This is a genomic window from Moraxella tetraodonis (genome assembly GCF_022359095.1).
GTDB classification, from domain to species: Bacteria; Pseudomonadota; Gammaproteobacteria; order Pseudomonadales; family Moraxellaceae; genus Faucicola; species Faucicola tetraodonis.
The window spans coordinates 1-23,379 of the sequence record NZ_JACSYB010000005.1; the positions used below are offsets into that span (position 1 = coordinate 1).

At 36.1% G+C, this 23,379-nt stretch carries 19 protein-coding genes and 1 pseudogene; 4 read left to right on the forward strand and 16 right to left on the reverse strand.

What is annotated here, in order from left to right; genetic code table 11:
- Positions 1-1,074, reverse strand: a protein-coding gene (locus H9W84_RS11690) for an IS3 family transposase (RefSeq protein ID WP_239743960.1) whose coding sequence is annotated in 2 segments (ribosomal slippage) — positions 1-810 and positions 809-1,074 — 1,076 coding nt annotated over the 2 segments. Because the reading frame shifts where the segments join, the coding sequence is not laid out codon by codon here. This gene is flagged as partial in the annotation.
- Positions 1,075-1,185: 111 nt separating this feature from the next.
- Between H9W84_RS11690 and H9W84_RS11695 the strand changes: the two genes are divergently transcribed.
- Positions 1,186-1,479, forward strand: coding sequence for a hypothetical protein (locus tag H9W84_RS11695; protein ID WP_239743962.1), 294 nt, complete (start codon positions 1,186-1,188; stop codon positions 1,477-1,479).
- Positions 1,480-1,596: 117 nt separating this feature from the next.
- Here H9W84_RS11695 and H9W84_RS11700 read toward each other — a convergent pair whose 3' ends face one another.
- From H9W84_RS11700 to H9W84_RS11710, 3 genes are all read right to left on the reverse strand, one after another.
- Entirely contained in the window at positions 1,597-1,758 is a 162-nt protein-coding gene (locus H9W84_RS11700) for a hypothetical protein (protein ID WP_239743964.1), read from the reverse strand.
- Between the two features lie 506 nt (positions 1,759-2,264).
- Positions 2,265-2,516 (reverse strand): EexN family lipoprotein, encoded by a 252-nt coding sequence (locus H9W84_RS11705; RefSeq protein WP_239743966.1) that lies wholly within the window; start codon positions 2,514-2,516, stop codon positions 2,265-2,267.
- 17 nt (positions 2,517-2,533) lie between these two features.
- Positions 2,534-3,463, reverse strand: a complete 930-nt coding sequence (locus tag H9W84_RS11710) for a hypothetical protein (RefSeq protein ID WP_239743969.1) — start codon at positions 3,461-3,463, stop codon at positions 2,534-2,536.
- A 99-nt stretch (positions 3,464-3,562) separates the two neighbouring features.
- Between H9W84_RS11710 and H9W84_RS11715 the strand changes: the two genes are divergently transcribed.
- Positions 3,563-3,811, forward strand: coding sequence for a helix-turn-helix domain-containing protein (locus tag H9W84_RS11715; protein ID WP_040404038.1), 249 nt, complete (start codon positions 3,563-3,565; stop codon positions 3,809-3,811).
- 101 nt (positions 3,812-3,912) lie between these two features.
- Here the strand turns inward: H9W84_RS11715 and H9W84_RS11720 are convergent, their stop codons facing one another.
- Together H9W84_RS11720 and H9W84_RS11725 are read right to left on the reverse strand one after the other, a co-directional pair.
- The gene (locus H9W84_RS11720; protein WP_239743971.1) at positions 3,913-5,772 is read right to left on the reverse strand and encodes a relaxase family protein; all 1,860 of its coding nucleotides are present in this window, start codon (positions 5,770-5,772) and stop codon (positions 3,913-3,915) included.
- 64 nt (positions 5,773-5,836) lie between these two features.
- Positions 5,837-6,145 carry a plasmid mobilization protein gene (locus tag H9W84_RS11725; RefSeq protein ID WP_239743973.1) on the reverse strand — a complete coding sequence of 103 codons (309 nt, stop codon included), beginning with the start codon at positions 6,143-6,145 and terminating at the stop codon, positions 5,837-5,839.
- Between the two features lie 1,349 nt (positions 6,146-7,494).
- On the opposite strand from H9W84_RS11725, the gene H9W84_RS11730 reads away from it, so the two are divergent.
- Positions 7,495-8,520 (forward strand): MobA/MobL family protein, encoded by a 1,026-nt coding sequence (locus H9W84_RS11730; protein WP_007116927.1) that lies wholly within the window; start codon positions 7,495-7,497, stop codon positions 8,518-8,520.
- Positions 8,521-8,870: 350 nt separating this feature from the next.
- Here the strand turns inward: H9W84_RS11730 and H9W84_RS11735 are convergent, their stop codons facing one another.
- Entirely contained in the window at positions 8,871-9,251 is a 381-nt protein-coding gene (locus H9W84_RS11735) for a hypothetical protein (protein WP_076776947.1), read from the reverse strand.
- Positions 9,252-9,285: 34 nt separating this feature from the next.
- Positions 9,286-9,570 carry a hypothetical protein gene (locus H9W84_RS11740; RefSeq protein WP_239743975.1) on the reverse strand — a complete coding sequence of 95 codons (285 nt, stop codon included), beginning with the start codon at positions 9,568-9,570 and terminating at the stop codon, positions 9,286-9,288.
- Positions 9,571-9,747: 177 nt separating this feature from the next.
- Here H9W84_RS11740 and H9W84_RS11745 point away from each other — a divergent pair, with 177 nt between their 5' ends.
- Positions 9,748-9,987 carry a helix-turn-helix domain-containing protein gene (locus tag H9W84_RS11745; RefSeq protein ID WP_007116192.1) on the forward strand — a complete coding sequence of 80 codons (240 nt, stop codon included), beginning with the start codon at positions 9,748-9,750 and terminating at the stop codon, positions 9,985-9,987.
- Between the two features lie 108 nt (positions 9,988-10,095).
- On the opposite strand, the gene repM is transcribed toward H9W84_RS11745, so the two are convergent.
- The 8 genes and pseudogenes from repM to H9W84_RS11785 all read right to left on the reverse strand — a co-directional run bounded on the left by repM (position 10,096) and on the right by H9W84_RS11785 (position 23,222).
- A complete protein-coding gene (gene repM, locus H9W84_RS11750; RefSeq protein ID WP_239743977.1) occupies positions 10,096-11,064 on the reverse strand; it encodes a replication initiation protein RepM in 969 nt (322 codons plus the stop codon).
- 667 nt (positions 11,065-11,731) lie between these two features.
- Positions 11,732-13,981: pseudogene (locus H9W84_RS11755) on the reverse strand (type I restriction endonuclease subunit R); the annotation flags it as partial.
- A gap of 234 nt (positions 13,982-14,215) precedes the next feature.
- Positions 14,216-15,247, reverse strand: coding sequence for an Eco57I restriction-modification methylase domain-containing protein (locus H9W84_RS11760; RefSeq protein WP_239743979.1), 1,032 nt, complete (start codon positions 15,245-15,247; stop codon positions 14,216-14,218).
- Entirely contained in the window at positions 15,247-18,594 is a 3,348-nt protein-coding gene (locus H9W84_RS11765; protein ID WP_239743982.1) for a DEAD/DEAH box helicase family protein, read from the reverse strand. Before H9W84_RS11765 ends, H9W84_RS11760 begins: the two co-directional genes overlap by 1 nt.
- A 13-nt stretch (positions 18,595-18,607) precedes the next feature.
- On the reverse strand, positions 18,608-19,564 hold the full coding sequence (locus H9W84_RS11770) for a restriction endonuclease (RefSeq protein WP_239743984.1): 957 nt from the start codon (positions 19,562-19,564) through the stop codon (positions 18,608-18,610).
- A 59-nt stretch (positions 19,565-19,623) separates the two neighbouring features.
- Entirely contained in the window at positions 19,624-20,883 is a 1,260-nt protein-coding gene (locus tag H9W84_RS11775; RefSeq protein ID WP_239743986.1) for a hypothetical protein, read from the reverse strand.
- Positions 20,884-20,905: 22 nt separating this feature from the next.
- Complete coding sequence (locus tag H9W84_RS11780) at positions 20,906-21,298, reverse strand: hypothetical protein (protein WP_239743988.1); 393 nt, start codon at positions 21,296-21,298, stop codon at positions 20,906-20,908.
- Positions 21,276-23,222: a site-specific integrase gene (locus H9W84_RS11785; protein WP_239743990.1), complete on the reverse strand. Its 1,947-nt coding sequence runs from the start codon at positions 23,220-23,222 to the stop codon at positions 21,276-21,278. Before H9W84_RS11785 ends, H9W84_RS11780 begins: the two co-directional genes overlap by 23 nt.
- Between the last annotated feature and the right edge of the window lie 157 nt (positions 23,223-23,379).

A 23,379-nucleotide genomic window follows, 5' to 3' on the forward strand; every position in this document is an offset into this window, starting at 1 on the left:
AGCGACTGATGCAACCGCTCATAATTGTAAAACTCGAAGTAGTCTTTCAAACCAGCTCTAGCTTGGCTAACGGTATCAAACTGCCGTAAATACACACACTCATATTTCACTGACCGCCACAGCCGTTCAACAAAGATATTATCCAATGCCCTGCCACGACCGTCCATGCTTACAGCAATGCCCGAATCAATGAGTGGCGTGGTAAATCTTGGACTGGTAAACTGCGAACCTTGGTCGGTATTAAAAATATCACAGCGTAACCCATTGTGCAGTAATTTACCCACCGTATCAATGCAGAAATCTGCTTCAAGTGTCGTTGATAGCGACCAGTCTAAAACATAACGGCTATACCAATCAATCACCGCCATCAAATACACAAACCCTTTAGACAGGCGAATGTATGTGATATCGGTACTCCACACTTGGTTACAGCGGGTGATGGGTACATTCCTAAGCAAATACGGGTAAACTTGATGCTCAGGATTAGGTTTACTGGTGTTAGGACGCTGGTAGATGGCATCTAGCCCCATTTGCCGTAATAGTCTGCGTACTCGCTTGTGATTGACACGATAGCCTAATTGCCTCAAATACGCTGTCATGCGTTTGACCCCGTAAAATGGGGTTTTGGTATATTGTTCGTCAAGCAGGTTCATCAAGGTAACATCAAGCTCACTGATGGGCATTGGCTGATAATACAGGCTTGAGCGGTTAATACCCAGTAGTTCGCATTGTTTACGGGTACTGAAATCTTTGTTGTTAGGTTCTAGCAGTGCTTTACGAGCCTCTAAGTGAGCTGTGAGGACTTTTTTTAAGCCAGTCTCTCTCGCTGATGACTTGCCCCAGTTGCCGATGCAGTTCATCGATAGTGGCTTGCTGGGCTTGTTCGTTGTCGTGCTGTTTGGTATTAAAGGCACTGGGTATAACAGCCAAAGCTTGCTTTTTCCAGTTGCTGATTTGGGTTGCATGCACGCCATATTCTGCGGTTAATTCGTTGATAGTCTTGTGCTCTTTGATGGCTTCAATGGCAACTTTGCTTTTAAATTCAGCATTGTGACGTTTACGAACTTTTGTCATTAGATAGACCTCTTTGCTTAAGGGCTATTCTATCTTATTTACCACGATTTTTTGGTCTAGTTTTTGGGGAGTATTATATACATCTATAATTCGGATGCCAAAGCAAGAATTATGGGAGGTGCCACTGCTTTATTAGCATTGGTAGGCGTTCTGCTATTTAATCTTTACAAATTTAATGACCCTGAACCTGTCATTGAACAGCTAATTATTAACTTTTATTCAATTTTCCTTCTTTCTTTATTCGTTATAATCCCTGCGTTTTTGATGCTATTGTTTTCAAGGGATTTATTGAAGAACTTGTTTTATTCAGTATTTGACTTGATTCATAAAAATGAATTTTCTGAAAGCAAATATAGAAAACTTCTGGCATTTTTAGTTAATCGTTTGGAGATTAACAATAATTGAACGATACAGAATATCTAAATTTTGCTTCGTCCAACTTTGATTATGTTAAATATTCAAATTCAAACGCATCCTATCAAGGGATGTAAATGCTTAGCACTTGCATGAGCGTTTAGCCTATTACGTGGCTGGCTTTTTAGCTCGATGTTGAAATGCTTTCTTGAAGTACTCCGCCCCTGCTTTGTTGTAAGCGATCAATTCTTGTTCTTGTTTCTCGGTTAATTTGAGATGTCGAGTATATTTGTTATTGTTCGGTACTATAATTTTCAGTTGCTGTTTCATGTTGATTTCCCTTACGCTGTTCTAAGGCTTACCTTACTGCCTCAACATTCTTTAATTTGTTCTAACATTGGATTTTTAAGATGCCCAACCTATTGTTAGATAATCTTGTTTAAACGGTAGCCAAATTCTTTATAGCTATATTCATCTAAACCCTGTTTTTCATCAAGGGATTGTCATATATTTTGCTAGACTGCAATAACCACCTTGTTATCAAAAGCAATCATAACAGTTATTACAACAATTTTACTATTACCATTGTCGACATATCTCCTTATGGGGTCAGAGCAAAATTTTAATCATTATCTATGTTAAACGATTTTTTAGAAATTAAAATAATAAACTCAGCCACTGATAATTTTATATGATAATTAAAAACTTAAAATCATCACATAAATACCCCGCTAATTAATGTTCGTTAAAATGATTAAATCTCAAATATTTAGCAGCAAGTAAATGGACCTGCTGCCTTATTTTCTCTGAATTCTGTGCTATCCTTTAGGCAGATATTAGCTATTTTTAATAGCCGCTGCTATACCTGCATTCGCCCGACGTAATAATATATCATGAGCAATGCGACAATTTTTTGCTAATACCGCATTTGGCTCCTTGCCGGATGCTCGCATTTGTTGGCATTTTTGCTCGTCTTTTTGGGCTTGTTCAAGATTCGCCCGATAATACTCGCTGCTTCTTGGCTGATCTTGGCAGCCTGTCAATGCTGATACTACAGCGCCTATTAAAATCATATTGCTCAGTTTCATAATGTCCCCTTTATTTTCTACCAATGAAAGGTTTTGGTAGCCAATGTTTCATTCGTCTGCGTATCAAGATAGGAAACGGTAGCTTGTAGCGGCTTGGCTTTTAATTGATTTTCATCAGCGGTAACTTGTACGTATAGCTCACCTCTGCCGCCCAATGTATTATTGATACGAGCTGCTTCAATTTTTTTAGCCACGGCTTCATCGTCAACCAACAACTCACATTTTTCTTGGGGTGGTGCCACGATATATTGGGTCGAGTCATTAATATGCCGTAGAAAATCCAATTGAATAGACTGTTTATTACCGAAGAATGGCCCTAGCCCCCCATATTTACCATGGCTAAGAAATTTATCCATCTCACATGACATGGCAAATGTCTTAGTGGTAAAGTCATAAGGTCTTGTTGTATCAATACCAAACACATTGACCGACAATGGCGATAAATTTTTGTCATTTTGTTGTTTTAAAAACTGATCAGCTATTTTTTGATCGTTAATAATGGGTACTTTAGCAAGATAGGTACCTTGGTACGTTTTAATCTGTTGACTCACCTTTGGCAACAGCTGTACGGCTAATTCACGTTTTTTAAACGTATCAGCTTCATTGTCATACTCTGTAGATATGAGACTTAGCTTTTCTTCCTCCATCATTTGCCGCGGGGTTTGGGCGATAAATAAGGGAGTTAGGTAGCTTAAGTCACTATCTTGATTAATATCATGTACATGGCTTAAATCTAACGTCTTTGCTGATGTAACTGACAAAGCGGGTTGGTTTGTTAACGTCTGCGAGGCTGTCGTTTGTGCTACCGCGGCTGAGAATTTAGGATCGGGTGTCTCAAGATTGGCGCTTGCCGCTGTGGTATTGCTAGTTTGCTCCGGCTGTTTATTTTGGCAAGCAACCGTAATACATGCACTTGCCAAGACACTTAAGACTAACTTTAATGACATCAATAACTCCTAACCCTAAATTTAATTCAGCATACCTTAAATACGGTATATATGCCGTTGAATTATAGACACCTGTTGTTAAAAATGTCAACTTTTGAGATGACATTTGTGACTAGTAAACATCCGCAGATTGTGGCATTTGGTAAACGTATTCGTACCATTCGAAAGCAAAAAGGCATCTCTCAAGAGAAGCTTGCACTCTTGGCCCAGATTGATCGTAGTTATATGGGGAAAATTGAACGCGGTGAATTCAACCTTACCCTAACTAAAATTTATCAAATCAGTGAAGCGCTACAAGTTTCTGTGGTAACATTATTTCAAGAAGACGAGTTTCCCCCACCCACTTAATGGTCATATATAATTATTAGTAAGGCAAACATTGTTTCAGCCAAACACTCAATTAAACACAGGGTAAGTTTCATTATCCCTATTCTTGAATGAGACCCTATTTAGAAACCCGGTCCCTCATCATCCCATCTCGGAGTTGACGAAGTATCATTATCTAAACGTGAGTCACTTGTATCTTTTTTATCGAATCTATCATGATCCAAATTATGACCTGGCAGTGTTTTTAAATCTGCCTGATAAGTAATTAACGCATCCTCAAGACCCTCAGGGTTAGACCACACAGCCAATTTATTTTGTTGGCTGTTTGCGATACTCTCCTCTATTAGCGCCCTTTCTTCACGCTTAAATTTAGACAACTCATAATAGGTATCTGTCTGTTTAACATACAACCTATCCGCTTTTATCTCAAATAAATCGCTACTATAAAAATACTTGAATTGGTTAATATTGCTATAAAGACTAAAATCTACCCCCACCCGTCCGTCGCGGGTCACATGAAAGGTACTGGCGAAGCGGCCAACACTTAACCGCACCGTATCGAAGAAATCACTTTCTCGCTGCGCAAGCGTCTTCATAAAATTGTTCTCAATCAAATCTTTTAACGGCTTTAAACCTAACTCATAACCATACTTATTAATAGAATAACAATAACGCAGGGCATTTTTTATCTCACCATAAATCGGCATCAAGCGCCTTGCTTCCACCGCTTGTCGTCGCTGACGTTCTTGTTGCCGCTTCATATACGCCTGCAAACGCTCGTCTTCTAACTGACGCTGCAATTTTAGTTTTTCCCCTTCCTTTTGTTTTGCTTTTCGTTTAGCGTTTGCTAATGCCATTTCTTCTAACGTGGGTTCGTAAGATAATGTATCGGTAGCCTTGGGTGACATATCAACCTGAACCGTGGCTTCCATTTTATTAGCTCGCGTATTTTCCAAATCATTTTTAAACGGATGATTAATCCCATTATTGTCATGGTGAGCTCTATCATACGGACAATGATGCTGATCTACCCACGCTAACTCCTCTGCCGGTATCTGGTATTTTTTTATATTAAGCTCGCGCTTATGTGCATAAATATGATTAAATGTCTCACGTGCTTGATCGACCCGTTGCTGTTTGGATGCAATCGTTTCTATCTTTTTATGCAGCGCGTGTTCATCAGGGTTGGTTTGTAACCGTAGAAGATAGTCTTGATAAGAAAAATTTTCTTCAAACAAAAAGCCTTTTAGACGAATCGGTTTTTGATTGTCTCTACTCACCACACTGATAAATTTTTCTGAGCGCCGAGTGACCTTAATTTGCTCATCTTCCATTTGTTCAAGCTCGGCAATCACATCATCTCGATGATTAATCATTCCCGCTGCCAATTTTTTTTCAAGATATGTTGCAATACGGGTCTTAATTTTCGCATGGTTTTTTTTCGGGCTTTGGTTACTCTCAAATAAATTGGTGTGACGAAAATGAACCGGGTCATCAGGATCGGTAAATTCAAATCGCGCATTGGCCAATGTTTGCCATGCACGAAAATACTTGGCATCTTGCACATGGTAATACGGTTGTAATCGTTTACCCGTATAAAGCTCGGTGGTCGCGATTAAAAAATTCAACTCAAGCCTCGGTGCTTTAGTTTGAGGATGTGCTTTATCGGTATGTTCAACCCAAAGGATATAATAACGATCCGGTTGCATACCTGGAAACATAACCCGCTCAAAGTCTTGCATGATTTGTTGTTTAACTTCCGCTGTCACTTGATCAGGTCGCTCTTCAAATGACAACACCCCAGCGGTATAACGTTTGGCAAAGTTACTACTGTTAATGAGTTCTTGGCTAAGATAAGCATCCCCACTTAATACCGTTGCGCCCTCGCGAATGATGCCGTCTGATAAAAATTTTTCACCCAGCAAATAATTGATAGGCCCTTCACCACGACTTCGACCCCGATTAAAAATTTTAAAAATCAACTTTCACTCCAAGACATTCACTTTAAGACCTTTACGCTAAGCCGCTTAATCTAAAACGCTTGCCTTAATTTTTATGTTGCTCAAGCAATGCTTGTAATAACCGATTACTGTCATTTAATGCCGACAACACACTGGCATCCAATTTTTTTTCCGTATTGGCATGTCGAGCAATCTGATTTAAGTTGCTACCAATTCTAGCAACCTGATGAACCAATGCTGGATCGGCTTGTCGAATAGGCACGGCACCCAGGGCTAAATCTCGAAGCCAACCCGCTAAATTTTTAGTGCGCCGTTGTTGCAGCTTGGCAAACTCATCGCTCGTTAAACGAATTTTGATCTCTTTGGTACGCTTATCTCCAAGAATTTTTGGCATCGTCACTCACTTTTAACTGAACCTATTAAACTTTCTAAATGACCACACGCAGCCTTATCTTAAACTCAACAACAGGGCAACGGGGGTTTCGGGGGCATCGCCCCTGAACCAGTTCACATGGTACCATTTTTAGCAAAGCTAAAAAAGGGTACTATGTGTATACTGGCTTAGTACGGCGTGAACTTATCATCTTGCAAATTAATTACCATTTTTTTGGATATTTTGAAAATTTTTTAGTTATTTATGGTCCAAATGTGGTTTTTTTGACGGATTTTTAGTTATTTCTGCTTAAAAATGGTTATTTGGATCAAGAAAATGGTTATTTGACCCAAATTTTAGATATTTTGGAATGTTTTTGGTTATTCGTGGCTCAAATGTGGTTTTTTTGACGAATTTTTAGTTATTTCTGCTTGAAAATGGTCATTTAGGTCAGAAAAACGGTTATTTGTCTCAGATTTTGGATTTTTTGAAAATTTTTTAGTTATTTGTAGTCCAAATGTGGTTTTTTTGGCCAATTTTTGGATATTCCTGATTGAAAATGGTTATTTGGGTTAGATTTTAGATTTTCTAAATTTTTCTTAGTTTTTCTATAGTTGAACATAGAAATTTCTTTAAATATTGTAGATAATTTGCCTTTTTTTTGGTCAAAACTATTCTGTTCAGTTTCTAGTTTCATAATTTATTGAAATATAGAAGTTTTTTAATTATCTAGTTATTTATAATTTACGAATTTTTCGATTCTTTATCAACTATTTTGATGTTGAGCGATTTTCCTAGCTCAATGATAGAACGGTAAAAATGGGAATTTTTTAGTTAATTCATTAAAAAAACCGTATTTTTGCTCTTTTTTTGGTTATTCGGGTCAGAAAAACGGTTATTTGACTTATATTTTGGATTGTTTGAAAATTTTTTAGTTATTTGTGATCCAAATGTGGTTTTTTTGGCGAATTTTTGGATATTCCTGATTGAAAATGGTTATTTGGGTTAAAAAAATGGTTATTTGGCTTAGATTCTGGATTTTTTGAAAGTTATTTAGTTATTTATGACCCAAATATGGTTTTTTCGACCAATTTTTGGATATTCTTGATTGAAAATGGTTATTTGGGTTAAAAAAATGGTTATTTGGCTTAGATTCTGGATTTTTTGAATTTTTCTTAGTTTTTCTATAGTTAAACGTGGAAATTTCTTTAAATATTGCGGATAATTTGCCTTTTTTTTAGTTAAAATCTCCTTTTTTAATCTTACTTTTTGCTATCTATTTGAAATATAATGGTTTTAAAAGTTACTAGCTTTATTATAATTTACGAATTATTTGTGTAATCTATTTTATATGCTAATTGGAGTCGCTATTGGCCATTTTTTCTCTTACGATGAAACCACATTCTCGGCGAAAGCTGGACTCGGTCATTCGACTGATTGCTTGTACGGCAGCAGAGAAATTATATGATCAGCGTTTAGAGAAATTTTTTTCTTATGATGATGATTCAAAGATAATCGCTAAAGGTTTAATTTTTCCCGTTGACATCGCTTCATCCGATGAGTCGTTTGATACGTTTTCACGTGAGAAGCTTTGGAATTTGGCGGAGTGTTGTGATAGCGGTAAGGTCAGTCGAATTGTGCGAGAAATTATTGTTAATGTGCCTTTTGAGCTTAATGCCGACCAACAACGTCAACTCGTCGTTGCTTTTGCCAGTTCACTGGCAAACTATTATGATATTGCCATTGATTTTGTCTTGCGTTCTCCACCCATTGGGGCAGACCCGAGATCTTTTCGTGCTCATCTTTTTTTGACGACCCGTTGTATTAAGATAAATAAGAACGGTGAGTTAGAGTTTTCTCGCAAGTCCTATTTTGAATGGTCTAATAAAAATTTGACGGCGTTAAATCTCCCCACCACGCATGATCAATTAAAACAGATACGCGCTAGATGGGCTGCATTGATTAATGTTTTTCTTGCACGTTATAAAATACATGCCTATGTGGACAGCCGTTCTCATCAAGCACGACAACTTTCCGTGCGACCTTTTGTTAATCTGAGTGCCATTGATCGACAATTAGAAAACTGCGGTATTCCTACCCTATTAGGAAATTATAATCGTCAAGTGGAGAATGAAAATGCGAGAATCATGGAGCAAAGAGCCATTAGTGAGCGAACATTTAGTCAAACGCTTTCAGAGGAGAGCGCGCTTATGGAGACAGTATTCGCTACGATTAATGAGGCTCAATACCGAATTAAAAAATATAACAAATTTACCCAAAGATCCAATAAAACAGACCAATTCATTGAAAAGTATTATCAACAAACAGCAGCAACAGATCGATCAATTGAACGATATTTGCAAAAAATTGACCGAAGAAAACGAGCAATTAGTTAGTCGGTTAAATGCTTACAATAAACTATGACGAGTATGCCGTGGTCTCTTTTACATTGGGTTTAATTTCTCCTCCCATAAATATAGAAGGTCAGTAGGCAGTTCGTCATAATTCTGCTACTAGGCATAATTTGTCGTTGCCAAGTGATCAGTTAAGTGGTTTGACACCTCAACAGGATAATTAGGGGTTAAAGAGTAGTACCAATTTTTAATAGCAACAACTTTATGCTTAATTGTAATGATGAACCATTTAAACATTGATTGAAAAGTCTGTTCAACAAGTTGATAGCGTGTTTAATAGTTCCCCATGCGGTGGGGAACAATTTTTTTAGACTTTTTTATTAGCGGTTGTTTTAGTAAGGCAAATCATCAATGATTGCTTTACTAGCTAGCATAGGAATATTGGCGAAATGTTGGCATTGGTTCGGTGCATGCATAAATGATTGACAGTCATCGCAGAGATAGTCAAGTTGCTGCAGATGTTGAAGATTGCGATAGTCAGGTTCGGTGATTCGCTGAGCGATGTTACATTCAATGCAATGGGTATGCGGGTGATAGGCTTTGACCTTTTGGGTGATGGCTGCAAGTTGATCCAAGGTGATGTGATACTGACTGCAAAGCTGCTGTAAGTGTGCTAAGGGTGTGGTGTGCCTGTTAGGGTTTTCATAGTAGGCTTGGCAAATTTGAAATTCAAACGGGTTTAGGCTGTTTTGTTGGATGTAGTGTAGGTTCATGCATACTTCCTTTCTTTAGTATCGTTGAGATGGGTTATAGTAATTCTGGCATTAGGGCTAAGAATTCGTGCTCAAGTTGCCGATAGGTTTCTTGATAATCGCCCGTGTCAATGGTGTCATAGATAGTATAAATCCATTGCTGAATGGCTTGGGTATTGCTGCAGCGTTTGGTTTGACCAAGATGTAGGTATAGTCCATCGCCCATTTGGATGCGTTGTTCTTTGATAAGGTTGCTGGTCAGCAGGTTGATTTGTTGTTGGCGTTCGTGCTTTTGGTCGAGTTGGTCGTAGATGTGTTGGATGACGGGGTTTGGGTGCATTTTTCTTTTCTCCGTTTGGGATATTTTGGTAAAAACAGTAGTTATATGGCATAATAACCTTACTTTTAGATGGTGATAAATTACTGTATAAAGTAATAATATTACCGCTTGTGGAATTTATTATAAATACTTATTGTTCCACTAGCAATAACTTTGTGTTAATTTGTGGAAATTTTTATGATTAAGCTTAATCTACCAGTGTTATTTGCTCAAAAAGGGATTCGGGTTGCAGACGCAGACCGTTTGACGGATATGGGGCGAACCACACTTTATCGTTTATATAATAACGAGGTGACACGCATAGACTTTGCTTCTTTAGAGCGCTTATGCAAGCTGCTTGACTGCACGCCTGGCGATATTATCCTGTATGAAGATGACGGCCAAACCGATTCACAAAAAAAAGAGCCAACTAATTAATTGGTTGGCTCTTTGATGTATAGGTAAGTAGGATTACCAGATCTCCCATAGTTATGTTTGTTATTTCAAAATATTAACAATTTTGCTTAGGCTAACATAGTGGTTGGCTTAATTTTTTTTACGATCTAACAACTCCTGAATCTTATGAAATGTATTAACCTGCTTAGGGTCTTTGAGCATGGCTTTCCAATCTTCGAAAATTTCAGGATAGTCTCGACGATCATTAGGTGACATTTTACTAGTGTTAGCATCAATAAATTCTTTTTGATAGACAGCGAGTTTTTTGATTTGAGCGTCGGTTAAGCCTTTGGTCTGCCACCCAAATAATTTTGAAGATTCTTTGAAAGTGGTAGGCGTAACATCTTTAAGATTATTTCCACTTCTTTTAACATTAAATTTAAACCCAGTGATCACTCTTCCAGATTTTATCTGACTGTAAGAAATATTAATATCAGTATGATCATTAATTTCCTTCACAGCTTTATCTAAAACCTTTTTTTTGAAATTATCTAATCTTTCGTATTCATGTTTTTCTAGTCCAAACTGCTCTCTTAGTGTACTTAGGTCAAAATCTGGTATTTCTTTAACTTTATTTAAGTTCCATTGTTTTACCAACTCAAATAGTCTATAGCTATATTGACTATCAAAATTTGCAGTCATTTTTAAGTAATACTCAGTAAACTGTTCTTCTAGTTTAGTGATTTCATCAACAATTGCAGGTGCAAAAATTAATTGTAGTTCAGCCTTATTTTCTATATAAGCGATTTCAGATACCCAACGAGTTTTTCTTTTTCGTGGATCCCCTTCATATGTATCCCTAAATGTTACTTGCCTTTCAAAAAGTTTTTCAGCAGCATCTTTCAAAGCTTTATATGCAGCATCTAATGAAACGTTGAAAATTTTTGCATAAGTGTTTGGTTTGATAACTAAATGTTCAAATTTACGTAACCCTTTATTTGATTCGCGTGCTGTATATATAGCTAAACCAATTAGTCTGTGTTCAACTAAATCCATTGAATAAGATGCTTTAATTAATTCATTAGATTTAACAACTTTTGGGTTCAAGGCTTTAGTCATAACGAGCTCACATTATGTTTTAAGAGATGATGTTCATACATTCTATCAAGCTTATCAATATTAAGTTACTATCAAATTATATTAGTAGTAGAATCAAGAGAAAAAGTAGGGTTTAGATTCAATAAGATAGTTGCTAAATACGACATTATTCGAGTAAACATATGAATGAAGACCTTTAATTACATAATATTTAAAAATGTTGTAAAAATAATAATTCTACATGGATTATAACATAAATAATTCCAAAAAACCTACTATTAAAAAATTGTAGGGATTAATAAGAGCAGAGGTAGGGATTAATAAGAGCAGAGGTAGGGATTAATAAGAGCAGAGGTAGGGGTAATAAGAGCAGAGGTAGGCAAATAACGTTTGAAAACCTTCTAAATAAAGGATCGGAGACCCCCTTAAAATTATTTAAAAGAATTAAAAATATAAAAAAAGAAATTTTTGTGGATAACTTTTAAATTGGTAGAAAAGATACAGAATTCTAATCAATTGAAATAAATTTTAAATTATCTTAATTTACTAAATTAAAATGATTAATATAATAATTAATATTTGGAACTATTTAAAATCCTTGGTAATACCTGTCCATAAGGCCTAAGAACTATTAAAGGCTTTTTTGTTGGCTAACTAACTATCAAAAAAGAGTAAAAACTAATTAATTTTAAGCGGTTAGAACATTATTGAAATTATCAATCGTGTTAAAGATTTTATCGATATCGTTCTCAGAGAATAGACCATCAATCCCTTCATAGTGAATTTGATTGAAAGGGGGTTCATATAGACGAATAGCTTGTAACTTACCTTGTTTAGTGAGTTGGTCAATAATCATCTCAATAAAACGAATTTGTCGCTCATTGTAAGTGGTATTGACCAAATAATTTGAAAAAGCTTCTTTGACAGCTTGGTAGTCAAGACCAACGAGAGAACGGATAAACTCTGGTAAACTAATTTCATTGCCGAAATGCTCTTTGAACTCTTGCTCTCCAGCAACTTCTTGAGCATTGTAGACAAACTGTTCAAGTCGAGTTAAATCTTCTCTTGTTAGTGGGATGCCTCGTTTTAGTCGAGCAATGGTAATATGGTTTTCATTTACTTTGATGAAATGCTCAACACGTTGCTTATAGGCTTTAGCATCAACGCCCGTATTAAAATCAGGCAGGTTAACAGGTTTAGCTTCTTCAATCTCATCATCCAATACACTATAAACAATTTTGCTGCTAGACTTATCGGTAAGTTTGATTGACTCTCTTAATCGCTCACGCAATTCTTCCACGATGATAACGTTGATGCCTTCCCAGTATTCATTCGTTAAAATGGATTCAATCAGCTGTATTTGTTTAGTAATTGCAGGGATATTGGCTTTAGTTGATAAATCATTGGCAATCGTATGAATACGTTTATGATATTGGTTTATACTGGCAGTATCTTTCTGTAGGATCGCAAGCTGAAGGTTGTAGCACAGTAAATCAAATAATTTTGCATTCAAATCATCTTGGAAGTCGATCGAATTTTCGGTTGGCAGCCCAGAAAGATGATCAAATAATTCATTAACTTTCATATCGTCGAGATTTTGCCAGTTTTTCGACTCTTGATAATACTCGACAAATTTCCATTGGGGTCGAACGTTAAAATTATCATGGTTCATACCATTGACTTGATTGTGCAAAAAACCCCTTAATTTGCTTTCTAAGGCATCTGTTTGAGTGTTCTGATACTCGGGTAGCTGAAGGTGCTTTAAAACGCTAACACGAGCTTTAAAGAGCCTTTTTGAGAGTGCTTCGGTTTGAGAGCCAGATGCCCCTTTTGGATTTTCATTGAAGTATTCAAAATTCTCGCAATAATCAAAAATATAAAATTCAGTTTTATGCTGTTCAGGACCAAAAAGGTCTTGGCATAAACGTGTACCCCTACCAATCATTTGCAAAAATTTGACTTTTGAGCGAACTGCTTTAAAAAATACCAAATTTACCACTTCTGGAACATCAATACCTGTATCGAGCATATCGACAGAAATAGCAATTTGTGGCTCAGGTAAGTCTTTTTTACTAAAGTCATCAATGAGTGTTTGTGAATAATTAACAGCATGGGTGATAATGCGAGCAAATTTACCCTGATAGATAGGATAATGATGATTAAATCGTTCTGCTATAAACTCAGCATGACGTTGATTTACGGCAAAAATAATCGTTTTGCCTAAGCAATCGCCACCTTTGACTTTGATACCGTTTTCCATCAAATGCTTGAGCATTTTATCGACAGTATCGGTATTAAATAAAAACTTGTTAATATCTGAAGCAGAGATTTCATCAGGTGGTGGCAGGTCTCCCCAATCTAAGCTATCCCAATGAGCTTTTTCTTCTTCTGAGAGCTCATCGTATTTAATTCCTTGTCTGACGAACTTAAGCGGTACGCTAAAGGCTTTGGGTGGTACTAGATAACCGTCTTTGATAGCGTCTTCAAGGCTATAGTAGTCGGTTGGCATACCTTGGGCCAATCCAAAAAGATGATAAGTATCCCTATCGACTTCGTCTCTTGGGGTTGCGGTTAGCCCCACTAGCAGGCTGTCAAAATAGCGGAAAATTTCACCAAATTTTTGATAGACACTGCGGTGGGCTTCATCAATAATCACTAAGTCAAAAAAACCTGTACCAAACTTACGAGTACCATCCTCATTTTTTTCATCAATGAGTCCCATCATGGTTTGGTAGGTGGATAGATAGACTCGTCCCGTTTGTTCTCGGCTCTCAACCAAATTGACAACGGCAGTATTGGGTAAATGGGTCTTGAAGTTATTGGCGGCTTGTCTAACCAATGATGTTCTATCTGCCAAAAACAGTACTTTTTGCACTCGGTTGGCTCGCATGAGCACATCTACCAAGGCGATAACGGTACGAGTTTTACCTGTCCCTGTGTAAGTATTACATCAACGTGTATGGACATATTTAAGTCGTTGTAATATAAGATTAAAACCTGAATATATTTTGTCCATAGTTTTCTTATTATTTATTGACATAAATTCCTAAAAGTCCATGAATTTTTACAACAAAATTATTATCCATTACGAGTGAGTTTTTCTTCTTTCAGGCAAAAAAAATAGCCAAAAAAGGTTTGGCTAATCTTTTTATTTTCACAAATAAAGCGATGGTTATTCCATCTCTTTGACTTTGGATTCGATAAATTCGATTTCGCTTTGGTCAAGTCCATATTTTTTATAAAGCTGTTGGTCGATTTCGGGAATAGATTTTGTCCAGTCGATGTCGGACTTGGTGGTAAAATCTTGCAGAGGAACGTTTGACCAAACCTCAAATTTTGTACCATTTGTAGCTTTTCTAGTTCCAACTAACAGACGCACAAATTGAGTTTTTAAATATTTTACAAGTGATTCAGCTTCTTTTTCTGTAGAAAAATTACCAAAACCAATAAAAGTTTGGTTGTATCCTGAATTATTTGAACCAACAAAAGGCTTTCCTGTTATCCTTGCAGAAGTTTCACCAATATTACCACTCGCTCCATCGGCTGCTGAGATAATGGCTTTATATCCTTGAATGTTATTATCACTATCAAGATACTCTTTAGCTACGTACATTTTAGACCCACCTTTGCCGTAAATTATAATAGGGTCATCTATGCTAGAGATATTTTTAAAAAATATAGGAAATTCTTTTAAATCTTCAAAAATAGATGATGTTAGCCGCTTTTCTTTGCCATTGCTACCTATCTTAGATTTTGCCTCTGGAACTTTTTCATAAAGTTTATCAAGATTCCATTTAGTTTGAGGAAAGAAGATTTCTTGAATGGAAACAAAGTTTTTGTTTTTAACTTTTTTTACAATAATAGGCAATTCTTCATACGGGTAAAAGAACTTAATAGGCTCAACAAGGGTAGTCTTATCGTTTAAAGTTATGACGACACCACCTGTGAAATTTTGACCAGAGAATACATCAGATGCTTTTTGAAAATACTTTAATATCCTTAAATGCGGATTATTTAGCATCTTATTATTCCATTCTTTAGATGTTTTTCCTGCATTCATTAGAAACCTTGCAGGTGTAATAAGACAAGCAAAATCCGACACACTTTGTGATAAGTCCATAAAGAGCGGATAAAGTTGTGCTGCACTGGTATTTTCAATTTCTTCTTGATAAGGTGGATTACCCGTTACAACATCAAATTTCATTATTTTTCTCCCCTAAATAACTCATCACATTTCGCCTCAAAACTTATCTCAGTCTCACCTTTGGCATAAGGAATCGTATCCAACAGCACAATGTGCGATTGGTCAATATTTTTCGCCTTCTCATCAAAACCAAACACAAAATTACGAGCAATATTCAAAATAATCTCAGACGGGGCAAAGCCATATATTTGACGCTCTAAAATATGCTTAAGCCTCGCATCAGGGTCGGGTATCTCGTCTGCAAGTCCTGCATACAGGCGTTTAACAATCTCAGTAAGATACAGCCCTGACTTAACATACAAATCAGCAAAGGTTTTATCAGAGCGCTTAAAAATCTCAAGGTCTTCCGCTTCTAGTTTATCAATCATCATTTTTACCACCCATTTTGGGGTAAAAATCTGGTTGGTTTCCTGTGGTGGGATATAGTCAAAAATATCCTCTTCTTGGCTATCATCAAAGTAATTAGCAAGCTCACGGCGTTTAATCAAAAACTCCTGTACTGACTGATTAAACACCGTTTCATCAAAGAAATTAAACTCATCTCGTAACGTGCGAAAATCATCTAGGGTAATCCCTGTGACTTCCTTAAACACTTCATCCTTAATGGTCATATCAAAATTAGCAAGCGTCGTATTAGGCGTACCATACGCCATTAAAAATGAAGGGATTGTTCGAGCAAAACCTCGTAACCGTCCTCGTACATCATCTTCCACGGTATTTTTCTTTTTCTCTTCTGCTTTTTCAAGAATCGTCTGGGTTGCTTGTTGTGCTAGCTCCTGTGATTTAGTCGTTACGGTTTCTACAACCTGCTGCTTAAACTCTTCGGCAATTTTCTGTTGTTTGGCTTCATATTCTACTTTGGCTTCTTCAATCTTGGCTTGGGCAACTTCTGGGGGTTCTGACTGAGCTTCAGCGATAGTTTTTTGATACTTAATTTCAGCAACCTTTTGCTTGATCTCGCTATGTTTTTGTACTGTTTCTATTTCACGCGTGATAGCCTGAGTAGATTGAGTGACAACCTGCTCTGCAAATTTACTGGTTAAGCCTTGTTCTTTAGCGAGTCCTTGCGTTGTCTCTTGCATAGACTGCTGTAAGCTTGCTGAAATTGTCTTGGCTAAGTCGTCATTAGGGTTAGCTAAAGTCGTTATATCAATACTTTGGGCAGCTTGTTCAGCGACAGCTTGCATTGTGCCATAGACTTTATCACCAAACTTGGCTTCGGTGGTGGCAATCACAATATCGGTATCAATATTTGCTTTACCTTGCTCATTAACAGAAATGCCTTTGGTATCAATTGGTTCTTCAGTTTTGCGAGGTACGGTTTTGCCGACATCAACAGGATTGAGCTGCTCTAAAATCTTACGGGCTTTTTCTGAAGCAAAAATCCCTGAGACGTTTTGAAATAAGAAGTTTGACATAAAGCCACGGCGTACCACTTCTTGAGCTTTAAAGACTTTGGGTAAGGTTAATACTTGATCAACATCAAGTTCGACCATTTGCCCATCGCTGTCTTCAGCAATTACAGGAAAGAAATTCAGTAACTGTCGAACATTTGCTTTACGATCATCACTTGTGCCACTACCACCACTCGTACCCTTTGACAGGTTATTGGCAAATTCCTCATAAATGGTCAGCGTCCGCTCAGGGGCAAAATCAAACACATAGGCGTTCTGTTTTTGATGTATTTCGCCATCAATTTCATATAGCCAAGGGTTTTGTGCACGAAACGCCGCTTGCATATATAAACTAGGCGATTTTAAATTGGAAAGCATCAAAACAGCTGTCCACTCAGGAATAGTGATGCCTGTGGTTAATTGTCCAACTGATAAGGTAATTGTCTTATCATGATTTTTAATGGCTTCTTTAACCTTATCTAATGCTCGTTGACTGATTACTTGCTCATCATCTTCGCCACGACCATCACCTGCGGCTAAGATAATTTCATAATTTTCAAAAATAGGATGATTCTTTAGTAGTTTTTGTAAGGCTTTGGCACTAGCAACTCGATTTAGCAGCCAAAAAGTATGCTTTAACTCGTCTCTTAACTCTTTGGTAGAGAAGGGGTATTTATGATTTTCCGTTAGCGTATTGAGCCATTTTTTGACATCCGCTTCATGTACTAACTTACCGCTGTCATTGGTTAAGAAAAATTCGTTCAAATCAAACGCATAATCATGATTCTCACCATCAATATTTGCCCCTTTGTTGACCTCATTGGTAATCATTGGGCTCATTTGATAGGAGAATAGGTTTAGCTGAGGTAATTTTTCGTAAGGATTTTCTTCCTCAGTATCTTTCCACTCAGCTTTAGCGGCTTGTTCATCAGCATATGTCCAATTATAGATTTCATCCGCACCAAACTTGCTACTAGCCAAGGCTTTAAACGGTGTGCCTGACAAGTGTAAAGTGAATTTGCGTTTGATTTTTTCAAAAGCAAAATCCGTTTTATACGTATCTACACCTTCATGGGCTTCATCAATAACCAGTAAGTCCCAAGGCGTTTCCTTGAACCAATCGTACTTATCTTCCCTGTCATCATATTTGTCGGCTGTAATCCAATCATGTTTAACATGTTTACCACCAAAATAGACTGAGCCCTTTAAATCTTGTAATGATATAAAAGCAATCATACGTTTCTTGCCATTTGCTCGTTGATCTAAAAATTGATCACGAGTAAATACAGGACGGTCTTTTAGTGATTCGCTTTCTGAAACAAAAGCATAGTCTGTTTGCCAAGCAATAAATTTTTCAAAATCATCAAACCACGAATTGGCAATAGCAGGGCGATTAGTCACAATCAGAACTTTGTGAGCATCCAATTGACGAGCTAATTCATATGTGGTCAAAGTTTTACCAAAACGGGGTTTAGCATTCCATAAAAACTCCCCTTCTGGCATTGATTTAGCATAAGCCACTGTTTGTTCAATAGCATCTTGTTGTTCTTGTCTGAGTTGATAAGGTAGCTCTTCTTTGACTTGGCTACGTTCATGACTCAAAAAATCATCAAAATGTTGACGAGCTTTTCCAGGCGTACCATTATAATAGAACCATTCATAAGGTAATCGCTGTTCAACTTGCTTAAATTGCCGTAAATAAGTATGAAACTCTTTATCTTTGAACCAGTCTTCAATATCTTTAGCTTTGCTAAATTTCGCAGGAGCAGACCATAGCAATTCGTATCCAATACCAACAGTTTTCGTTTGTTCATTGATACGAGTTTTCACATCTTGACGGTCGGTATAGCCAATTTTCACCCAACCTTCATTGGGCTTATAGTTAGGTGTTACATAGGCATAAATCTGCGGGTAAATTTGCTTTGTTGTTGTAATAACCGTCTTATTAGCCATACATTTTTATCCTTCATTTTTTTAAATCTTTATCAAAATATTCCATCTTATTGGTATCCCAATTCATAATTCTTACACGCTTGCCTTTTTGAATAAGCCATTGTTCTTCTACTTCTTGCTCAAACATTGATAGTTGCTGTGTAACTATTTTTTCATGTTTTTCTGATAAAGGAATAATGTATTTTAGCCCATCCATCTGAAACACGTTATAACTAATAATTTTGGCAATTACTTCAAATAAGTGGATAGACGGTTCTTGTTGCCATTTTGCTAAGTAATAATCTCGATAGGTAAAAAGTAGATTTTCACGAGCCAATAGCAATGAATCGCCATTCCATTCAAACCCATAACTCGACTGATAGGCTTTTTCAACCATGTATTGCCACTCTGCTTTATCATCAACTTGTGCATTGATTTTAGCGAGTTTTCTATCCACAAAACCTTGTCTTTGACTCAATGCTATTAGTTCACCTGTTTCCATGTCATAACGAGTAGTCATATAGGGTGCTTCACCACAGGTAATCTCTAACCATTTACGGCTTACATAAGTCGACAGGTCATCATCTTTATAGGCTTGTTCGAGTATATCATTTTGTTTTTTGACAATCCAAGTTGGCGTAAAGACTTCAGCCTTAGACTTGGTACGTTTTTTTTGCATATCGGCTGTTTTTAAAGCTCTTGGCTTGATAATACCACCCATCTGTCCTGTTATTAAATCAGGCTTTATTTGAGCAGTTGCAGTATAGTTCCTGCCAAATTTTGAATAATTATCATTAGCCCAAATAATATTACGTTTTCTTGATGGCTTGGACGACGTTCTATCTATCAATAATATGTCAAGAATTCGTGGAAAGTTGATGAGCAACTCATTTTCTTGGATATCAGAAGTATATAAATTAGCACTAGCTAACATAACGTAACCACAACTGTGAGGTTTAAACTGAAATAATACTTCGTCCATTTGTTTCATAAATCAACCAATTCAAGTTTTCAAAAGACATTACTAGATTATCAATGTCTCAACAAATTCTACTTTTTCTTCATTACACCATTGCTTGAGTCGAATTGTAGTAACCCAAGTTGCGATGCTAAATTTTCTTTGAAGATATGACTTTGTTGGTACTCTTTTGCAAATTGTTCAGCTTGTTGCCATGCTTTTTGCATGGCAAAACTTTTTGCATAATGAGGGTTTTCTTCATACAATTTTGCTATTTTATCTAACCCACCTTGTAAGGCTACCGTTCTATAATAGGAAGGACTTTGCTCAAATGCTTTCCGCGCTGTTTCCAAAATAGAATAATTGAAATTACTTTGCTGCCCTATATTATTTCCAATATTCGAAACTTGAGATGCTAGTAACTTTTGATAATCATTAGCAGGTAACATATCAAGATATCTTTTCGTTATAAAGAAATCATGCTGAAAATTATTTGCCCTCAATGTGTCCGATTGATCAATATCAACATGCTCGATAGGGTTCACTAATTTAGTATTTGTAGAACTCTCCTGAATATTAAGAGTTTCATAATTTTCAGACCTACCATCTTCATGATTTCCTTTCAATTCAAATGCTTGAGTTGACTTATTTTGACAACTATCCACCATTTTGTTTAATTCATTCATCGCATTACCTAAGACGATATTATTAACGTCATTTGGATACCTTAAGGTATGGTCAATTTCACTCCAACAATCATCGAAAATAGTTCTCGTTTGTATCTCAAAACGAATATCATTGTAAGGGTCGAATGCTAAATAATGTGTAGATCGATATTCAGGTTCTTTACTGCTATCATGCGTATACTGATATTGTTTACTTCGATATTCAAACATATCTTTAAGATAAAAACTCACATCATCATATTTACCATGATAAACCAATATGTCTTCATTGTTATCAATATTAAAACTATTTAGAACATGCTCGTTAATGGGTTTCCAATGATGTTTAAACAAATAGATAACTCTAATGCCTATCAAGTCAGTAATTATTGACTTGTAATTCTCAACATTAATGTTTAGGTACTTGGATTTTTTTCCATCTTTATTCGCTTCAATCCTTTTTCTAATAATTTTCCTACCAAGGCTATAGGGGGTTTTGACACGGTATTTTGTCGAATTGATATCGAGATGTTCTTGCAGTAGATCATTATAAAAGGCTGCGGTTCTTTTAAGTCTTGGCAATAACAAACTATAATTATCTATAATCTCATTCAAGACGTTTTCATCCATCTCAGCGTCTATAAATTCTTGTTCAGAAGCAATGTTATAATTATTTTGGCTATTCATATTTTTTCCTTTTTTTACAAGGCTATTCACTTAATCGTTTAATTTCATTAGCCATTTCAATCAATTTAATTTGAGCTTCTAAAAGTTTAGAAGTTGCTTGATCTCTTTGAATAGTTAACTCTTCAATTCGTTTTTTTAGAGCTAAAATCTGCTCAGAATTAGTTTTACTTTTTTTATTATCAGCCTTTTTACCAGTTTGAGGATTGTCATCTATCCATTGTTGAATTTCATTTATCAACTCAGGATAACGTGTCTTTCTTAGTGCAGAAGGGTCGACACCTGCTTCTTTCGCTACATTATTTTGAGAAACTTTTGTTCCTCTAGGCAAATTTTTAGGTTTATTTTCTTTAAGTCTAACAAAGGCTTCGTAAAAATGCAGTTCAGCTTTGCTTTTATTGGTTTGATTCGATGACATGGATAGCTTTCCTAATCGAGTTTAATTGCTGTTCTTGGAATGTTGTATCAATTGAATCAGCAATCGACCGTTGAATTTTGTCTAAGTACATCTTTTCTTGTTTGTACATCATACCCAATTTATCTGCGTCTAGTAGTAATGATTCACAAGGCTGAGAGCCATCGCCACCGATACACATAACAATGTTAGTAATACCGCCATAAGGACAAGGTGAACCATTTTTAGTACACCCCCCTAAAAATGTTTCTCTGTAGTTCAAATTGCCTTTTTTAGACATTTGGATTAGTGTCTTGTGGTCTTTTTCAGTTATAGGGGAAATAATTTGAGCCTTTCGCTTCTCACCATGCGGTGAAATAAATCTCTTATCAACCAACACCTCATTCTTGCGAACATTATTTTGATGCCACTCTTCTAAGTATAAACTACCAAGACCTTCATCTAGCTTGAATTTTAGCTTGTAATAATTATTTGCATAATAAAGACTCATAATCGTATTAGCATGTTTAAGTTGGTATTGCAAACTTTGCTCAGTTATAAGTCCCGACGCTAACATATTTACAGCACCTGTTCTTCTAAGTTGATGCCATGTAAACTGCCACGGCTCACCTACTTTGAATTTCTTTTTATCGAGACTTGGCGTGAGTTGACAGGCTAAATTAAAATCCTCTTTTGTCATCTTTAATTCGTTTTTATCAAAAAGTTTATTAAATAATATAATTTGGTTTTGATAAGCTGAAGGTGTTTTTATAAACTCTAAACCTCTAAATTTATGTAGCCGCCTTACCCAAGGTTCAAATGCTTGAATATTTAAAAAAGGTTTGTATTCAGCAATATCTTGCGTAATTCCCAATTCTTCTTTGGCAAATGAAAATCTTAATTCACATATAGTTTGTAAAACTTTAATAGCTTTTTCAACGGCAGGGGATACAACCCAACTTGCTTCTTTTTCTTGCACTGTTTTAGTTGTAACACCCTTAACGAGACAAATTTCCTGTCCATTAATAGTCACTTTAGAAAAACAACCATATCTTAAAGTATAAGCCTCAATGTTTCTCATCAATGAGAAATTAACAACAAATGCAATGCCGACGAAACTTGCCATGCTAAGATAGCTAGAAAGATTGGACACCTTAGATTTTTCAAAATCAAAATTTGTCCATTTCTGAAGCATTAACGATACATCATAATGTTTATTAAATTGTTCTTTATTGAATTGCCTTATTTCTCTCTCTTTTATTTTATTATGATTATCTTTGAAGTTGTTAAATATTGAAGTAATACTCTGCTCAATCGAAAGGAAATCATTAATAAATTCTTCAAGTCGTGCTAATTGATACGACCAAATACGAGGGGGGATGTAAGGTGTTTGCTGTGATTCGTTCAACACAAGATATGCCGAGAATTCTACTATTGACTCTTCATCAAAGATAGTAAACCCAATATCATCATTGAAAGTAATAGCTTGTAACAGTAGTGCTGCTCGTCTTTTCGTTTGGTAACTATTAGCAATCTCGCTATAAATTTCTTTATGCTTGCTTAATTCTGTAATTAAAATATCGTGTTTAGAGCAAATACTAAAAATCGGCTTCAAAATACTGCATTTGGTGATTAGAGTTTTAACATCAATACTTGGGTTAGCACCCCATAGCCAATGCACAATTATAGCTTTGAATAGTTTGATGTTCTCTTCATTAACATGGTATCCGTAGTGCGTTTTGCTACGAACACTATTAAAACTAAATTTTAGTGGCTTTATACTATAGGGAGTAAAATCCCACACATCATCAGAAAAAACCGAAATTATGTTGCCATCTTTGTCGCAAGTGATAGGAGTAGCTTCATTGGGTGAATCGCCTAATAAGGTATAATTTGGCATATTCGGAGTAATAATATCAGAAATAATGTTAATGGATTTTTTGAACATATTTAAACCATTGAGTCTAATAAAAGTATGTAGTCACGCCAATCAGTGTGATATTCGCCCGATTTAACTTCTTGTTCAGCTTTAATAACCCATTTCTCCTCGGTCTTACCTAAAGCTTTTATGCCATTAATTTTTTCGACTATACGCTCAACAATAT